Below are 16,132 nucleotides of genomic sequence, written 5' to 3' on the forward strand. Positions count from 1 at the left end.
CCGTCAGTTTTATTAGCAGAGGATATCTCGGTGAAAAAAAATATCAGTGGCGCATTGGTATTTCTGTTGCTAGCGGGTTGCTCTAGTGAACCAGAAAAACAAGTATCAACACAACGGATGTTAAATAAAAGTAGCAATTTATCAACAGTGCAGCAAAATATTTCCTTTCCTCGTACGCCATTTGATGAGTTCATTCGAGAGTCTGCGAGTCGTTATAATGTTGATGAAACCTTAATTCGGGCCATCATTGAGGTTGAATCAAATTTCCGACCGGATGTCGTCAGTAAGTCGAATGCGATTGGTTTAATGCAAATCAAAGCTTCAACTGCGGGGCGTGATGCATATCGTTACCAAGGGAAATCAGGGGAGCCTTCAACGCGAGATTTAAAAGATCCGAGAAAAAATATTGATATTGGCACAGCTTATATTCGGATATTAAAAGAGCAACACCTTGCTGGGATTAACAATCCCCAAACGATGTACTATGCGACTGTCGTGGCTTACGTCAATGGTGCTGGCGCCTTGTTAAGGACATTTGATAATGATAAAGGCAGAGCTATCGCGATGATTAATCGATTGACACCTGAAGAGTTTTATCAACACGTTCAAACGAAACACCCAGCGCCTCAAGCTCCGCGTTATTTATGGAAAGTCAAAAATGCCTATAATTCATTAGCCATGAATTAATGATGTGCCGCCACTAAATGTGGGAGTTGCGCGACAATCTCAACGATACCGTTGATAACAAACTGCACTCCCATACAAATTAATAAGAACCCCATTACCCTTGATATCGCATCAATTCCACCATTACCTAACCATTTCATGATAGAAGTGGCACCTCGTAATGCTAACCAAACAATTAAGCTAACAATGAAAAAGGTGATTACCGGAGCGACTTTTAATACCCAAGGGGCAAAGCCAACATCACCTTGTAAAGAGGCCGCTGAGCTAATGATAATAGCGATGGTACCTGGCCCGGCAGTACTCGGCATGGCAAGGGGAACAAACGCAATATTAGGTGATTTTTGACGTTTTTTAGAGACGGTTGTGTCATCAGGTGTTAAGGCACTGGTATCATCGTTATTCTCACCGCTAGGGAATAGCATACCAAAACCAATAAATGCCACAATTAACCCACCAGCAATGCGTAATCCGGGAATCGAAATACCAAATGTATTCATCACTAATTGCCCTGCGTAGAAGGCAATAGTCATGATCGCGAAAATATAAATAGAAGCCAAAAGTGATTGATGGTTTCGCTGCTCTTTGGTCATGTTGCCAGACAAACTCAGCATCACTGCAATTGTTGTCAATGGGTTGGCAAGAGGAAGTATTAAAACCAATCCAATACCGATGGCCTGAAATAGCTGAAGAAAATCATTCATAATAGGCAAATTAAGCTCTTAATGGAGGTTAAAATTCAGTGCGAATTGGCACTATAGCAAAAATTATGCACAGATGCCCCGTAAAACCGCTTATCTCGCTACACAATCTCTGATATATCACGCGATAAAGTTACCAATCTTATTGAGATGATTTTTTTAAGATTTAAAAAGAAGTAGTTGTACACATTAACTGTGGATAACATTCGCATTCTATTGTGAATAAGTTGATTTACTCTTTTTATAACAGTGAGATATAACAGTGAGCTAAAAAATGTTCAATTTTTAAGATAAAAAAAACCCTTTTTATGGGGGACATAAAAAGGGAAAGGGCATCTATTAGTAGGTTGTCAAAATTTCGATATGGTTAAGTTATACCGTTAATTTTGTTATTTACTTACTGGTTATGTAAATTCATTAAAAGAATACGTGTACAATTATTTATTAGTGAGCGAGGGAGAAAAAATGCTAATTGGAATCAATCATTTAACTCTAGCCGTTAGTGACATACAAAAAAGTATTTCTTTTTATCAGACGGTATTAGGAATGCAGTTACATGCAAGTTGGGAGCGAGGGGCTTATTTAACCTGTGGTGCACTATGGGTATGCCTTTCTTATGATCCGATGAGACAAGAGGTTGCTGCTGCAAAGCGTCGTGATTACACCCATTATGCTTTTACGGTGTTAGCTGAGGATTTTTCGGATATCGTTGAAAAATTGCATCAAGCCGGCGTGACTGTCTGGAAAGATAACCGCAGTGAAGGTGACTCCTTCTATTTTTTAGATCCAGATGGTCATCAATTAGAAATTCATGTTGGTTCATTAATAGATAGATTAAAGAGTTGCCGCAAAAAGCCGTACGACGGAATGGTATTTTATTCATAGTCAATACACCGCGGCGAATAGGTGATAACACAGGTGAAAGTTATAGGGAAACATTATGTCTATTCAAAGTGTAGCGACTGTTGGTGGATTGGAACAACAATTAGATTGGTTATTAATCGACTGTGTGAACAGTGGGGCTTCGATTGGATTTATTGCTCCAATAACACAGGTTGAAGCGCGCAATTATTGGCAAACAGTTGATCAAGGCTTGCAAACCGGTGAACGTTTATTACTCGTAAAATTAGTCGACAAACAGTTAGCTGGGGCAATTCAACTTTCATTTTGCGCAAAGGCAAATGGTCGCCATCGGGCAGAAGTTGAAAAACTCATGGTACACACAGCTTTTCGTCAGCAAGGCATAGCTAAACAGTTACTTCTCGCTGTGGAGCAGGTAGCGCTAAGCCATCAACGAACATTACTTGTATTAGATACTCGTACAGGTGATGTTGCTGCACATCTGTATCGCCAACAAGATTATATCGAGGTGGGCGAAATTCCTCATTTTGTATCGAATGCTCAACAGGAGTTTGAAAGTACAACTATTTTCTATAAGCACTTAAGCGTAAACGTATCATCTTAATTTGCTTGCTTTTATTAGCCTATTAATATTGCTAGAGTTTTCTTTACAAACTATTTTTTATTATAAATATTGCTTTACGCCCTATGCACTATGCTAACTAAAGTCAAACAGGTAAGTTTTGGGGTTGTAAATGAAAAATGTAATGACGGCTCTGACGGCATTCGTCATGCTAATGGGAGTCGCAATAGCTGCACTGCTTATTGTTTTTCCGCAGCAATGGAAGCAGGACATCTATCCTAGTGTAGCAAGTATTTTGCCTGAATCTATTAATGCGCTAATGCCAAGCTGGGGTGCGGATTATAATGCATGTGACAGTTTAGAAAGTAATTTGCAAACCTTTGCCGAATATTTAAAGACAAATGAAGATGTTGTCAACGTTAAAGGTATGAATGGACTGGACGACCAATTGAATGCCATACGCTCACGGGTTGAGAGTATGCCAGTACAAGTACGGAAATTAGTTTGCCAACAAGAATATGCACGCTTAGAAGGGTTAAAAAGTGTGTTCTTTTTGGGAAATAATTAGCGTTAATTTAATCAAAATAGTGCAGAAAATATCGCAAGGATAGAAAACAAAATTTGTTATTTAAAACATCTTACATGATCTGTGTTAGTCTAAGTATGCCGTGTTGATTTAGGGAGCGTATCATGCGCATATTTAGACTTCCTTTCTTAAATTGGCTAATTTTCAACGCCATCGCCTTCTATTATCTTGATACGAAAAATAGCCTGTCTTGGAATTTCTCTGGTTGGATGGGAATATTGGCGATACTGGTTGCGTTGGAAAGCTTTGGGTGGATAGCCGCCAGTTTATATTATTTTTATCGTTACAAGACATCCCCTAATCCCATCGTTCAGGCAACAGCGTTGATCACGGAAGGGCCATTTAAATTCTCTCGTAATCCACTCTATTTGGCGTTTACATCCTTGTGTGTCAGTTTGGCACTGTTTACCCAATCACCGTATTTTCTTGTATCAGGCCTTGTATTTTGGCTGGTGACCGATCTGTATACCATCCCTCAAGAAGAAAAGTTCCTATCAGCACGTTTTCAAGAGGAGTGGCAACGTTATAGCCAACAAACACGACGCTGGCTGTAACTTAAGAATACGGTGTGTATTTTAAAATAACCGTTAAATATGCATTTTGTTCTTAACAACTAGCGCAAAATATCGTTGTTTATCATATTGTCTTGTTTATTTATCAGCGGAGCGTATCACGACTAGAGGTATCTATTTACTGGTTGATGACGTAAAACAAGGCATGCGCACGCAGAGATAAAAAAAGTGAATTCAGATCACTTTACACTGCTCTTCACTCAGTATTCAGCGGCCTGAAGGCCAATGCATTGAGTAAACAATCCATTGCTATTTTTTATTAACCATTTGCTCAATAGATGCACACACTATGAATATTGAAACTTTCATTTCGTTATCGATGTTTTCTTTTGTCACGTCCATTACCCCAGGCCCCAATAACATCATGTTACTTGCATCGGGGATGAATTTTGGACTAAAGCGAACTATGCCACACGCATTAGGGGTCTCAATAGGCTTTTTGGTGATGCTAATTGCAGTGGGAATGGGAGTGGGGGCTTTAATTAAGTCGTCAGAGATCGTTTATAATATTTTGAAGTATCTAGGGATAGCCTATTTATTATGGCTAGCTTGGAAGACGACAATCAGCCGTTCAGTTGGATCAGCAAAAAACAGTAATGAAAAACCGCTAACGTTGTTAGAAGCAGCGCTGTTTCAATGGGTAAACCCAAAAGCATGGATGATGGCGATATCGGGTATGGCCCTCTACACAGACTCAACGAACCCTTATAGCTCAATGTTGCTTGTGGCGGTTATTTTTAGCCTAATTAATTTTCCATCTGTCACGATTTGGGCTATGTTTGGTAGTGAGTTGCGCGAACGATTGAAGAACCCTAATGTTTTGAAAAAGTTTAATTTAATTATGGGGCTATTGCTTGCGGCAAGTGCGATATCAGTGATATTCCAATAATATCTTATCGCCTCAACAGTAAGGCAAAAAGGGAAATATTGGGTTATCGGATAAGTGATAGTGGATATACAGCATTATGGTGTATATGGGGAGTGTAAGCAGGCTGGTGGAAAGACGCATACCACCTATACATTCCGCTATATACCTCCACGCGCACAATTGAGTTAATTAAACCAATCGAAACGGGAATGAATATTGAGCAAACCTACGATTAAATAAATCGGATAGAAAGTCAGCATTAGTGAAAAAGGGGCTGACTGAATTGTGATTATCATTGCGCTGATATATAGGCTCAGTTTTTCACTCGTCATTTTGAAAAATAGGCGGCCTTTAATGGGAAGCAGCTATTAGCAACCTGTGGTGACAATCCAAATATTTTTCCAGTTGAGCAAAGCCAAGGGTTGATTATTTTAGTATTTATACCTATTTATATTGTTGTGGCAATGCGGCATATCTTGTTTTAATTGTAGAAAATAGACTCAGTATTTTTATTACGCTCATTTTCGTATTGATTGGTACTTCATATAAACTCACCATTTTCTATGTTGCACTATTCAAATTGTGTCCATCGCTCTATTTGAGCAGGCTTGAACTATTCGGCGATAATAATCACTCATCTATCGCGAATAAATCAGTCTGTGTTATCATTGTCAATGAGTTACTTTTAATGTGCATAGTCAGTTAGTCATTTGTGTACATATCTCGCATAGTGAAGTGAGGAATTAATCGTAACGTATTGTTTTATAAACTTGGAATAATCAAGCAAGTGATCTTTCGTGTGGGTCACCACTGCTGATAAGGATTTATTAATGCCTGTTATTACCCTTCCTGATGGAAGTCAGCGTCAGTTCGACCATGCCGTTTCTGTGATGGATGTTGCGCGTGATATTGGAGCAGGTCTCGCAAAAGCGTGTATTGCGGGCCGTGTAAACGGTGAATTGGTTGATGCCTGTGAACTGATCGAGCATGATGCCAATTTGGCTATCATTACCAGCAAAGATGATGAAGGGTTAGAAATCATTCGTCACTCTTGTGCTCACTTGCTAGGTCATGCAATCAAACAATTGTGGCCAAACACCAAAATGGCAATTGGTCCAGTTATCGATAATGGTTTTTATTATGATATTGACCTAGATTATGCGCTGACGCAGGAAGACTTGGAAAAGCTTGAAAAGCGTATGCTTGAGCTTGCCAAAACAGATTATGATGTAATTAAAAAACGTGTTTCTTGGGCCGAAGCTCGCGAAACCTTTGTTGCCCGTGGCGAAGATTATAAAGTTGAAATTCTTGATCAAAATATTAGTCAAGACGACCGCCCAGGCTTATATCATCATCAAGAATATATTGATATGTGTCGCGGTCCACACGTACCTAATATGCGTTTCTGTCACCACTTTAAATTACAGAAAGTGGCGGGTGCATACTGGCGTGGTAACAGCGATAATAAAATGCTGCAACGTATTTATGGTACCGCTTGGGCAGATAAAAAGCAGCTGAATGCCTATCTATTACGCCTTGAAGAGGCGGCTAAGCGTGACCACCGTAAAATTGGTAAGCAATTAGATTTATACCATATGCAGGAAGAAGCGCCGGGTATGGCGTTCTGGCACAATGATGGCTGGACAATCTTCCGTGAATTAGAAACCTTTGTACGTACTAAACTGAAAGCCTATAATTATCAAGAAGTAAAAGGTCCATTTATGATGGATCGGGTACTTTGGGAAAGAACTGGGCACTGGGAAAACTACAAAGATGCGATGTTCACAACGTCTTCTGAGAACCGTGAATATTGCGTGAAACCAATGAACTGCCCAGGTCACGTACAAATTTTCAACCAAGGTTTGAAATCATACCGTGATCTGCCATTAAGAATGGCTGAGTTTGGTAGCTGCCATCGTAATGAACCATCCGGCGCGTTACACGGTTTAATGCGTGTACGTGGCTTTACACAAGATGATGCTCATATCTTCTGTACTGAAGATCAAATCTTAAGTGAAGTCACCGACTGTATTAAAATGATTTATGACGTTTATGCAACATTTGGTTTTGAAAAAATTGTTGTTAAATTGTCTACACGTCCTGAAAAACGTATCGGTACTGACGATATGTGGGATACCGCAGAAGCGGATCTGGCTCAGGCGTTAAAAGATCAAGGTATTGAGTTTGAATACCAGCCAGGCGAAGGGGCATTCTATGGTCCTAAAATTGAATTTACACTGTATGACTGCCTAGACCGCGCATGGCAGTGTGGTACTGTACAGTTAGACTTCTTCTTGCCAGGTCGCCTCAATGCATCTTATGTTGGTGAAAACAACGAACGTATTGTGCCTGTGATGATCCACCGTGCGGTATTAGGTTCACTTGAGCGCTTTATCGGTATTTTGACAGAAGAATATGCAGGCTTCTTCCCAACATGGTTGGCGCCACAACAAGTGGTTGTGATGAACATCACTGATACTCAGGCGGATTATGTTCAAGAATTAGTCAGCAAGCTACAAAGTGTTGGCATTCGTGCGAAAGCGGACTTACGTAACGAAAAAATCGGCTTTAAGATCCGCGAACACACCTTGCGTCGTGTTCCTTACATGTTAGTTTGCGGCGATAAAGAAGTTGAATCAGGTAAAGTCTCTGTACGTACCCGTCGCGGTAAAGATTTAGGCAGCCTAGATGTCAATGAATTTACAAACAAACTGCTAGAAGAAATTCGCAGTCGTCAGCTTAATCAGATGGAGGAATAAGGTATTAAAGGCGGAAAAAAACTCCCAACAGCACGTCCAAATCGTATTAACGAAGAAATCCGTGCAACTGAAATTCGAGTTACCGGTTTTGACGGTGAGCAACTCGGTGTCATGAGTGTGCGTGAAGCACTTGCGAAAGCGGAAGAGGCTGGTGTTGACCTAGTTGAAATTAGCCCTAATGCTGAGCCACCTGTTTGCCGGATCATGGATTACGGCAAATATCTTTATGAGAAGAGTAAGTCTCAGAAAGAGCAAAAGAAAAAACAAAAAGTTGTTCAAGTGAAGGAAATTAAATTCCGTCCAGGAACAGATGAAGGCGACTATCAAGTTAAACTACGTAGTCTGATTCGCTTTTTGGAAGATGGTGATAAAGCCAAAGTTACCTTGCGTTTTCGCGGTCGTGAAATGGCTCACCAACAGATCGGTATGGAAGTGCTTAACCGCATTAAAGCCGATCTGGATGAACTGGCGTCTGTGGAGTCATTCCCTTCAAGAATTGAAGGTCGCCAGATGATCATGGTCTTAGCACCAAAGAAAAAGTAAGTTTATCATCATGAACAGCACCCGCATAAAAGCGGGTGCTATATCCTGTTGAACCAATCATTGAAAATATCTAACAACCTATATTGGATGCTCTGAATATAGGCTTGATAATATGAAAAGACATGGGTTTGTGCGAAAAAATTGATTATCTACTTGAGTAATCGGGCAATAAGCATTAAAATCCGCGGTCGAATCGCCTTATCATTCGGTAATTACCCGAGGTGACGTAGGCAAAGAATATGGCACTTTAGTTATCAACATATTGAATCTATTAGATTAAACGGTAACTAGGGTGTATGCTTTAGAGAATATAAGCAAATCTCTTTATCCAGTTGGAGGAATAAAGTATTAAAGGCGGAAAAAGAATCCCAACAGCACGTCCAAATCGTATTAACGATGAAATTCGTGTGAATGAAGTCCGTTTAACCGGTTTAGACGGCGAACAGCTCGGCATTATGAGCCTGCGTGATGCACTAGAAAAAGCCGAAGAAGCAGGGGTAGACCTTGTTGAAATCAGCCCAAATGCCGAACCGCCAGTTTGTCGTATCATGGATTACGGCAAATTCCTTTATGAGAAGAGCAAGTCTCAAAAAGAACAGAAGAAGAAGCAAAAAGTTGTTCAGGTGAAGGAAATTAAATTCCGCCCTGGTACAGATGAAGGTGATTATCAGGTCAAACTACGCAACCTGATTCGCTTTCTCGAAGATGGTGACAAAGCTAAAGTTACACTGCGTTTTCGTGGTCGTGAAATGGCTCACCAACAAATCGGTATGGATGTACTTAACCGTATTAAGTCCGATTTGGATGAGCTGGCGTCTGTGGAGTCATTCCCTTCAAAAATTGAAGGGCGTCAGATGATCATGGTGCTGGCACCTAAGAAGAAATAATTAGGCCATCAAGTAATTGTGTTTACAGCAATGTAGATGCTATTCGCCTAATTAATTCGTAGTTTATCACAATGCGAAGTTGGAAATTAAAGAAATGCCAAAGATTAAAACTGTACGTGGCGCAGCAAAGCGCTTTAAAAAAACTGCAGGCGGTGGCTTTAAGCGCAAGCATGCAAACCTTCGTCACATTCTGACTAAAAAGTCTACTAAGCGTAAACGCCATTTACGTCCGAAAGGAATGGTATCTAAGGGCGATCTGGGTCTGGTAGTTGCCTGCCTGCCTTACGCATAAGTAAACATTGGTTAATAAGATTAAAGACGATAGGAGATAGCTATGGCTCGCGCAAAACGTGGTGTAATCGCCCGTGCACGTCACAAAAAAATTCTGAAGCAGGCGAAAGGTTACTATGGTGCACGTTCTCGTGTTTACCGCGTAGCGTTTCAGGCGGTAATCAAAGCTGGTCAATACGCTTACCGTGACCGCCGTCAACGTAAACGTCAGTTCCGTCAACTGTGGATCGCGCGTATCAACGCAGCGGCTCGCCAAAACGGTCTGTCTTACAGCCGTTTCATCAATGGCTTGAAAAAAGCTTCAATTGAAATCGACCGTAAGATCCTGGCAGACATCGCCGTATTCGACAAAGCAGCATTCACTGCTTTAGTTGAAAAAGCGAAAGGCGCTTTAGCTTAATGTTTGCTTGAAAAGAGGAAGGAGACTTCCTCTTTTCATTTATGTGGTTTTATGTTAATACTTAAGTAATACAGTCCGTTTAGTGAATTAATTATATGCAAATCGTCGCTTTTCGTTTCTTCTTTTACTTTAGCACCTGAGTTTCGGGGGCTTGCGCGCGTAAGAAAAGAAACGAAAAGTTACGCTAAAGCCTCCGTCAGGAGGCTTTTTTGTTTTTGATTGAAGAAAAATACAGTAAAATCAGTTAAGTGCTTATCCATTCAATAAATGGCAAGTGAGAACTTAATAAATCGGTGAATAACTAGCAAAACGACCGTAAGGTCATAAAGGGGAAATAATGCCACATCTCGCTGAGTTGGTTGCACAGGCAAAAGCAGCCATTGAACAGGCCCAAGATGTTGCTACGTTAGAGTCAGTTCGTGTTGAATATTTAGGCAAAAGTGGCCACTTCACACTACAGATGAAAACGTTGCGTGATCTGCCTGCTGATGAACGTCCAGCAGCAGGGGCTGTGATTAATGAAGCCAAAGTACAGGTTCAAGATGCACTGAATATGCGTAAAGCAGCCATGCAGGCTGAAATACTGAATGCACGTTTAGCATCGGAGAAAATTGATGTCTCATTACCTGGGCGTCGTATGGAAAATGGGGGATTACACCCAGTTACCCGTACCATTCAGCGAATTGAAGAGTTTTTTGGTGAGTTAGGCTTTAGTGTTGAGACAGGGCCTGAAATCGAAGATGACTACCATAACTTTGATGCATTAAATATTCCTGCCCACCACCCAGCTCGTGCCGATCATGATACTTTCTGGTTTGATGCGAAGCGTTTGCTGCGTACCCAAACTTCCGGTGTGCAAATTCGTACCATGAATGGGCAACAACCGCCAATCCGTATTATCGCACCTGGTCGTGTTTACCGTAACGATTACGACCAAACACACACGCCAATGTTCCATCAAACAGAAGGGTTGATTGTTGATAAAGATATCAGCTTTACTAACCTAAAAGGCACATTGCATGCTTTCCTAAATAATTTCTTTGAAGAAGAAGTCCAAGTCCGCTTCCGTCCATCTTATTTCCCATTCACAGAGCCTTCTGCTGAAGTGGATGTTATGGGGAAAAATGGTAAGTGGTTAGAAGTGTTAGGTTGCGGCATGGTTCATCCAAATGTACTACGCAATGTGGGTATTGATCCAGAAATCTACTCAGGCTTTGCATTTGGCATGGGAATGGAGCGCCTTACAATGTTGCGCTACGGTGTTTCTGATTTGCGCGCATTCTTCGAAAATGATCTTCGTTTCCTCAAACAGTTTAAATAAGGCGGGACTTTCTCATGAAATTCAGTGAACTTTGGTTACGTGAATGGGTGAACCCAGCCATTAGCAGTGAAGCATTATCCGAACAAATCACGATGGCCGGTTTGGAAGTTGATGGTGTTGAACCGGTGGCGGGGCAATTTACAGGTGTTGTTGTTGGTGAAGTGGTTGAATGTGGTCAGCATCCAAATGCAGATAAACTACGAGTCACAAAAGTCAATGTTGGCGGCGATCGCTTGCTTGATATCGTGTGTGGGGCACCTAACTGCCGTCAAGGCTTGAAAGTAGCTGTCGCAACGGTTGGTGCAGTTCTACCCGGCGATTTTAAAATCAAAGCAGCAAAACTCCGTGGCGAGCCGTCAGAAGGGATGCTCTGTTCATTCTCTGAGTTAGGTATTTCTGATGATCATAGCGGTATTATTGAGCTGCCATTAGACGCGCCAATTGGTACTGATTTACGTGATTATTTGAAATTTGATGACAGCATCATCGAAATTAGCATTACGCCAAACCGTGCGGACTGTTTAAGCATTCTTGGTGTAGCACGTGATGTGGCTGTAATCAATAAACAAGCACTGACAGCGCCTAAGATTGAGGCGGTGAAAGCCACTACAACCGATACCTTCCCAATCCGCGTTGAAGCACCTGAAGCATGTCCGCGTTTTCTTGGTCGAGTTATCAAAAATATTGATGTCTCTGCACCAACCCCAATGTGGATGAAAGAGAAATTGCGCCGTGGTGGCGTGCGTTCAATCGATGCTGTTGTTGATATCACAAACTATGTATTGCTTGAACTGGGTCAACCTCAGCATGCCTATGACCTCGATCGCCTAAATGGCGCTATCGTGGTGCGTATGGCAAAACAAGATGAAAAGCTGGTTCTGTTAGATGGTAGCGAAGCGACGCTGAACGCTGATACGCTAGTGATTGCTGATGAGAAAAATCCACTCGGTATTGCGGGTATTTTTGGTGGTGAGCATTCAGGTGTTAACAGCGAAACCAAAAACATCCTTCTAGAATGTGCGTTTTTTAATCCACTAGCGATTACAGGCCGTGCACGTAATTATGGTTTGCACACTGATGCTTCTCACCGTTTTGAGCGTGGTGTTGATCCTGAATTACAGTTCAAAGCCATTGAACGTGCGACACAATTGATTCTGGATATTTGTGGTGGTGAAGTTGGTGACATTATTGATGTCACCAGCTCAGCACATTTACCGAAAGTCGCTCATATTACTCTGACTCGCAATAAACTCGATCGATTGATTGGTTATGCGATTGCGGATGATGTTGTGACAGATATTTTGACCCGTTTAGGTTGCCAAGTGAAAGCTTCTGAAGGGCGTTGGGATGTGGTTGCACCAAGCTGGCGTTTCGATATGCAGATCGAAGAAGATCTGGTTGAAGAAGTTGCACGGGTTTATGGTTATAACAACATTCCAGATGTACCGCTGCGTGCAGATTTAGTCATGACTAAGCACAAAGAAGCTAATCTGCCGCTTAAGCGTATTAAGGCGATGTTAGTTGATAAAGGCTACCAAGAAGCAATTACTTACAGCTTTGTCGACCCGAAAGTGCAAGCTTTGCTTCACCCAGAGCAGGAAGCATTAGTGTTACCAAACCCAATTTCTGCTGATATGTCGGCGATGCGTTTGTCACTTTTAACAGGTCTTTTGACTACGGTAGTCTATAATCAAAATCGTCAACAAAATAGAATTCGATTATTTGAGACAGGTTTGCGCTTTATCCCTGATAATCAAGCAGAATATCAAATCCGTCAGGAAACCATGCTGGCTGGCGTGATTGCGGGTAACCGATTCGATGAACATTGGTCATTAGATAAACAAGTTGTGGACTTCTTTGATTTAAAAGGTGATCTTGAAGCTGTTTTGGAATTGACTGGCAAACTGAATCAAATTACATTTAAACCTGAAGTACATCCGGCATTGCACCCTGGTCAAAGTGCTGGGATTTATCTGGAAAATGAACATATTGGTATTATTGGTGTTGTTCATCCAGAACTAGAACGTAAACTCGATTTAAATGGTCGAACTGTGGTATTTGAGGTTCGTTGTGATGCGATAGCACACCGTGCAATCCCTGATGCGAAGGCGATTTCACGCTATCCATCGAACCGTCGCGACATTGCGATTGTTGTGCCAGAAAACGTTGCCGCCGCAGATGTTTTGGCAGAATGTAAAAAAGTTGGCATAAATCATATAGTTGGCATAAACTTGTTTGATGTGTATTGTGGTGAAGGGATAGCAGACGGTTATAAGAGTCTCGCTATCAGTCTCGTCTTCCAAGATACAACGCGTACCATGGAAGAAGAAGAGATAACCGCGACCGTTGATCTGTGTATTGCTGCATTAAAACAGCGATTCCAAGCCTCCTTGAGGGACTAAAACTATGGCGCTTACTAAAGCTGAAATGTCAGAAAATTTGTTTGAAAAACTGGGTGTTAGCAAACGTGATGCTAAAGACCTTGTGGAATCTTTCTTTGAGGAGGTTCGCCTCTCCTTAGAAAATGGTGAGCAAGTGAAATTATCTGGATTCGGTAACTTTGATTTACGTGATAAAAATCAACGTCCCGGTCGTAACCCAAAAACTGGGGAAGATATTCCAATTACTGCACGCCGTGTTGTCACTTTCCGTCCTGGCCAAAAATTGAAGAGCCGCGTCGAAAAAGCGACACCAAAAGAGTGATAGTAGACTTGCATTGCGAGTAAAAGACCGCCGTTTAGGCGGTCTTTTGTTTTTCATGGCACAGCATTATTTCAATATATTTTATGCTATCTATCTGGATGCAGAATAGGGCTTCCACACTATCAGCTAGAAAATATTTAGAGGGTATTGAGGATTGATCACACTGATGTATTTATCGATATTTTAAATAGCTACCTATGGTATCGGTAGCTATAGCTTTAAAGGTGGAAAAATTTATATTCGGTCGCTTATCTTTGCAACAATGCGGTAAAATAATTAATAGGTAATTGTGCAAGTCCTATTTGTTTGAGTTGATCAAGAGGATTTCCCGCTGTTTTAGAATAATCGGTTCTATCGAGAGTCGGGGCAAAGGCGATCGATAAATTTTCTGGGGTCATCTGGTGTTTTTCTGCATGACGGCTGATTTCGGTAAGTAGGGGCACCGCTATTTGCAATATCAATGGCAGTTTTTTTAGCGGTGGCAGTGAGTCTAAAATTTTTGTATCAGAAACGGCTAAAATATTATTTTCGCTCGTTGCCAATGTTGGGTTTGTTTCAATAGCACGTTTCACTGTAGCTTTGTTTCCGATTGCATCATGATATTTTGTGAAGAGAGTCGATAATGTTTTTTGTTCACTCGATGAACTATCTAAAACGTTGCCAACTAATTTTTTATATGCTGATGTTAGATCAGATACGTCAATGTTATTTTTTTGAATAAAAAAGATATCAATAGATTTATTGCTAGCGAGATGCTCTAATATTATTTCAACTCTCTGTTTGTTGCCTGATATTCGAAATGGTCCTGTTTCATGTAAGTAATTTGGATGAGATAAGATAGCAGTACCAATCTCATTAATTTGCTGGTATTTAAGGCGATCTTCATAAGCGATACCAATATACTCATTGATAGCATCTATATTCTGTTTTTCAATGAGTTTTGCTGTTTGTTGTTGCGCTATCCGCATTTGCATTGCGTTTAATTCAGCCGGGGTTTTGTATTGAGAAGGGGGGAGCGCATTTTCTTGATCGCTATCGCTTAATTTTTTGTAATTTAATACATCAATATTTTTGTTTTTTATTTCAATAGATTCATGTTGGTGTTGCGAAGGTAACCCTAAAAATTTTTTTAAAACATTAGTCACTCGTTGGATTGATGCAGCAAAGAGGCTTGTTTTGGGTTGATTGATAGGCTTAAGGGGTGTATCGGTTATTTTAGTTGTGGAAGTGAAGTCGGGCGTTGATGTTGATAAAGTCGATTTCATATTGTCCCTTCAAATGCTCAAATAAAAATGGATGTGCAGTATAAATTTGCTGCATTGGTATCGCTTGCACAAAAAGCTATAATTGGGCAATACTGTTAATATTTAAGACATTTTCTACTTAATGAATAATCAATTGCTTACCCTTCAAAAACGTCAGAGGCACGCCGATATACGGTTACTGTGTGTATTGGTCTGTTTTTTAATCGTTGTCAGTGTCTTGGCTTTGAGTGTCGGTGAAGTAGGGTTATGGCCAAACCAATGGGCGAGCGAATCGGCACAATTATTTATTTGGCAAATTCGTTTTCCTCGATTATTGGCAGTCATTACCATTGGTGCAGCCCTTGCGGTAACAGGGGCTATCATGCAAGCCTTATTCGAAAATCCACTGGCTGAACCTGGGTTATTGGGGATCAGCAATGGTGCTGGTGTCGCCGTCGTTCTGATTGTTTTGCTCTCTCATGGGGTAACTCAGTATTGGCTAATAAGTTCAGGTGCAATTGTTGGTGCATTATTATTAACCGCGATACTGCTGTTTTTTGCCAAACGAAAGCATTTTAATAACACGAGCTTACTGCTAGTTGGCGTGGCGCTTGGTGTGATTTGTGGTGCGATAATGACTTGGATGGTCTATATGAGTAGCAGCCTAGACCTACGTCAACTCCTCTATTGGATGATGGGAAGTTTTAGCGGTATTGATTGGCGTCAATTTGCTCTAGTCATTGCTTGTATTCCTTTTTTATTGTGGGCAATTTGCCAAGGTAATACACTCAATTACTTATCACTTGGATCATTGCAAGCTTATCAACTCGGTTTTTCTCACCATCGCTGGCGTCTTGCTCTGATTATCGTGACGGGGGTGCTAATTGGTTTGAGCGTTGCTATTGCGGGTGCTATTAGTTTCGTTGGGTTAGTCATTCCCCATATTTTACGGTTGGCAGGATTGACCGACCACCGAACATTATTGCCGGGGTGTGCTATCACAGGAGCGGGAGGGTTATTATTAGCCGATATGCTTTCACGCACACTGATTGCTAATGCTGAGGTACCTATTGGTGTGATAACCGCGACGTTAGGGGCACCTATCTTTATTTGGCTATTAGCGCGTAACAATCAATGGCGATAAAATAAA

Annotated in this window: 18 protein-coding genes and 1 other annotated feature; of the genes, 16 read left to right on the forward strand and 2 right to left on the reverse strand. The window is 41.1% G+C overall.

The annotated features are described in order from the left end of the window. Positions 1–30 precede the first annotated feature (30 nt). The gene (locus PSE69_RS07730; RefSeq protein ID WP_004919061.1) at positions 31–687 is read left to right on the forward strand and encodes a transglycosylase SLT domain-containing protein; all 657 of its coding nucleotides are present in this window, start codon (positions 31–33) and stop codon (positions 685–687) included. Here the strand turns inward: PSE69_RS07730 and PSE69_RS07735 are convergent. Further along, positions 684–1,388, reverse strand: a complete 705-nt coding sequence (locus PSE69_RS07735) for a MarC family NAAT transporter (protein ID WP_004919062.1) — start codon at positions 1,386–1,388, stop codon at positions 684–686. The genes PSE69_RS07730 and PSE69_RS07735 overlap by 4 nt on opposite strands. A gap of 462 nt (positions 1,389–1,850) precedes the next feature. Here PSE69_RS07735 and fos point away from each other — a divergent pair, with 462 nt between their 5' ends. From fos to ihfA, 14 genes are all read left to right on the forward strand, one after another. Beyond that, on the forward strand, positions 1,851–2,270 hold the full coding sequence (gene fos, locus PSE69_RS07740; protein ID WP_014658192.1) for a fosfomycin resistance glutathione transferase: 420 nt from the start codon (positions 1,851–1,853) through the stop codon (positions 2,268–2,270). A 55-nt stretch (positions 2,271–2,325) separates the two neighbouring features. Continuing rightward, positions 2,326–2,850 (forward strand): GNAT family N-acetyltransferase, encoded by a 525-nt coding sequence (locus PSE69_RS07745; protein WP_004919069.1) that lies wholly within the window; start codon positions 2,326–2,328, stop codon positions 2,848–2,850. A 130-nt stretch (positions 2,851–2,980) separates the two neighbouring features. Next, a complete protein-coding gene (locus PSE69_RS07750; protein WP_004919070.1) occupies positions 2,981–3,376 on the forward strand; it encodes a hypothetical protein in 396 nt (131 codons plus the stop codon). A gap of 122 nt (positions 3,377–3,498) precedes the next feature. After that, a complete protein-coding gene (locus PSE69_RS07755; protein ID WP_004919071.1) occupies positions 3,499–3,948 on the forward strand; it encodes a methyltransferase family protein in 450 nt (149 codons plus the stop codon). A 307-nt stretch (positions 3,949–4,255) separates the two neighbouring features. Continuing rightward, a complete protein-coding gene (locus PSE69_RS07760; protein WP_014658194.1) occupies positions 4,256–4,855 on the forward strand; it encodes a LysE family translocator in 600 nt (199 codons plus the stop codon). An 809-nt stretch (positions 4,856–5,664) separates the two neighbouring features. After that, complete coding sequence (thrS, locus tag PSE69_RS07765) at positions 5,665–7,593, forward strand: threonine--tRNA ligase (RefSeq protein WP_014658195.1); 1,929 nt, start codon at positions 5,665–5,667, stop codon at positions 7,591–7,593. Between the two features lie 3 nt (positions 7,594–7,596). Beyond that, the gene (gene infC, locus PSE69_RS07770; RefSeq protein ID WP_071599650.1) at positions 7,597–8,136 is read left to right on the forward strand and encodes a translation initiation factor IF-3; all 540 of its coding nucleotides are present in this window, start codon (positions 7,597–7,599) and stop codon (positions 8,134–8,136) included. A 347-nt stretch (positions 8,137–8,483) separates the two neighbouring features. Then, complete coding sequence (gene infC, locus PSE69_RS07775) at positions 8,484–9,023, forward strand: translation initiation factor IF-3 (RefSeq protein ID WP_036943861.1); 540 nt, start codon at positions 8,484–8,486, stop codon at positions 9,021–9,023. A gap of 94 nt (positions 9,024–9,117) precedes the next feature. Then, on the forward strand, positions 9,118–9,315 hold the full coding sequence (gene rpmI, locus PSE69_RS07780; protein WP_004263702.1) for a 50S ribosomal protein L35: 198 nt from the start codon (positions 9,118–9,120) through the stop codon (positions 9,313–9,315). 42 nt (positions 9,316–9,357) lie between these two features. Beyond that, positions 9,358–9,714 carry a 50S ribosomal protein L20 gene (gene rplT, locus PSE69_RS07785; RefSeq protein WP_004263714.1) on the forward strand — a complete coding sequence of 119 codons (357 nt, stop codon included), beginning with the start codon at positions 9,358–9,360 and terminating at the stop codon, positions 9,712–9,714. Between the two features lie 89 nt (positions 9,715–9,803). Next, positions 9,804–9,928: a sequence feature (Phe leader region), on the forward strand. Further along, positions 9,810–9,854, forward strand: coding sequence for a pheST operon leader peptide PheM (gene pheM, locus PSE69_RS19855; protein ID WP_120752679.1), 45 nt, complete (start codon positions 9,810–9,812; stop codon positions 9,852–9,854). (Overlaps the previous feature by 45 nt.) Before the next feature lie 123 nt (positions 9,929–10,051). Further along, entirely contained in the window at positions 10,052–11,035 is a 984-nt protein-coding gene (gene pheS / locus PSE69_RS07790) for a phenylalanine--tRNA ligase subunit alpha (protein WP_272675200.1), read from the forward strand. 14 nt (positions 11,036–11,049) lie between these two features. Continuing rightward, positions 11,050–13,437, forward strand: coding sequence for a phenylalanine--tRNA ligase subunit beta (gene pheT / locus PSE69_RS07795; protein WP_004919087.1), 2,388 nt, complete (start codon positions 11,050–11,052; stop codon positions 13,435–13,437). Positions 13,438–13,441: 4 nt separating this feature from the next. After that, positions 13,442–13,738 (forward strand): integration host factor subunit alpha, encoded by a 297-nt coding sequence (gene ihfA, locus PSE69_RS07800; RefSeq protein ID WP_004919089.1) that lies wholly within the window; start codon positions 13,442–13,444, stop codon positions 13,736–13,738. 248 nt (positions 13,739–13,986) lie between these two features. Here the strand turns inward: ihfA and PSE69_RS07805 are convergent, their stop codons facing one another. After that, the gene (locus tag PSE69_RS07805; protein WP_227698406.1) at positions 13,987–14,883 is read right to left on the reverse strand and encodes a RhoGAP domain-containing protein; all 897 of its coding nucleotides are present in this window, start codon (positions 14,881–14,883) and stop codon (positions 13,987–13,989) included. Positions 14,884–15,124: 241 nt separating this feature from the next. Between PSE69_RS07805 and btuC the strand changes: the two genes are divergently transcribed. After that, positions 15,125–16,126 (forward strand): vitamin B12 ABC transporter permease BtuC, encoded by a 1,002-nt coding sequence (gene btuC, locus PSE69_RS07810; protein ID WP_004919093.1) that lies wholly within the window; start codon positions 15,125–15,127, stop codon positions 16,124–16,126. Positions 16,127–16,132 lie beyond the last annotated feature (6 nt).

The organism is Providencia sp. PROV122 (assembly GCF_028482365.1).
GTDB classification, from domain to species: Bacteria; Pseudomonadota; Gammaproteobacteria; order Enterobacterales; family Enterobacteriaceae; genus Providencia; species Providencia stuartii.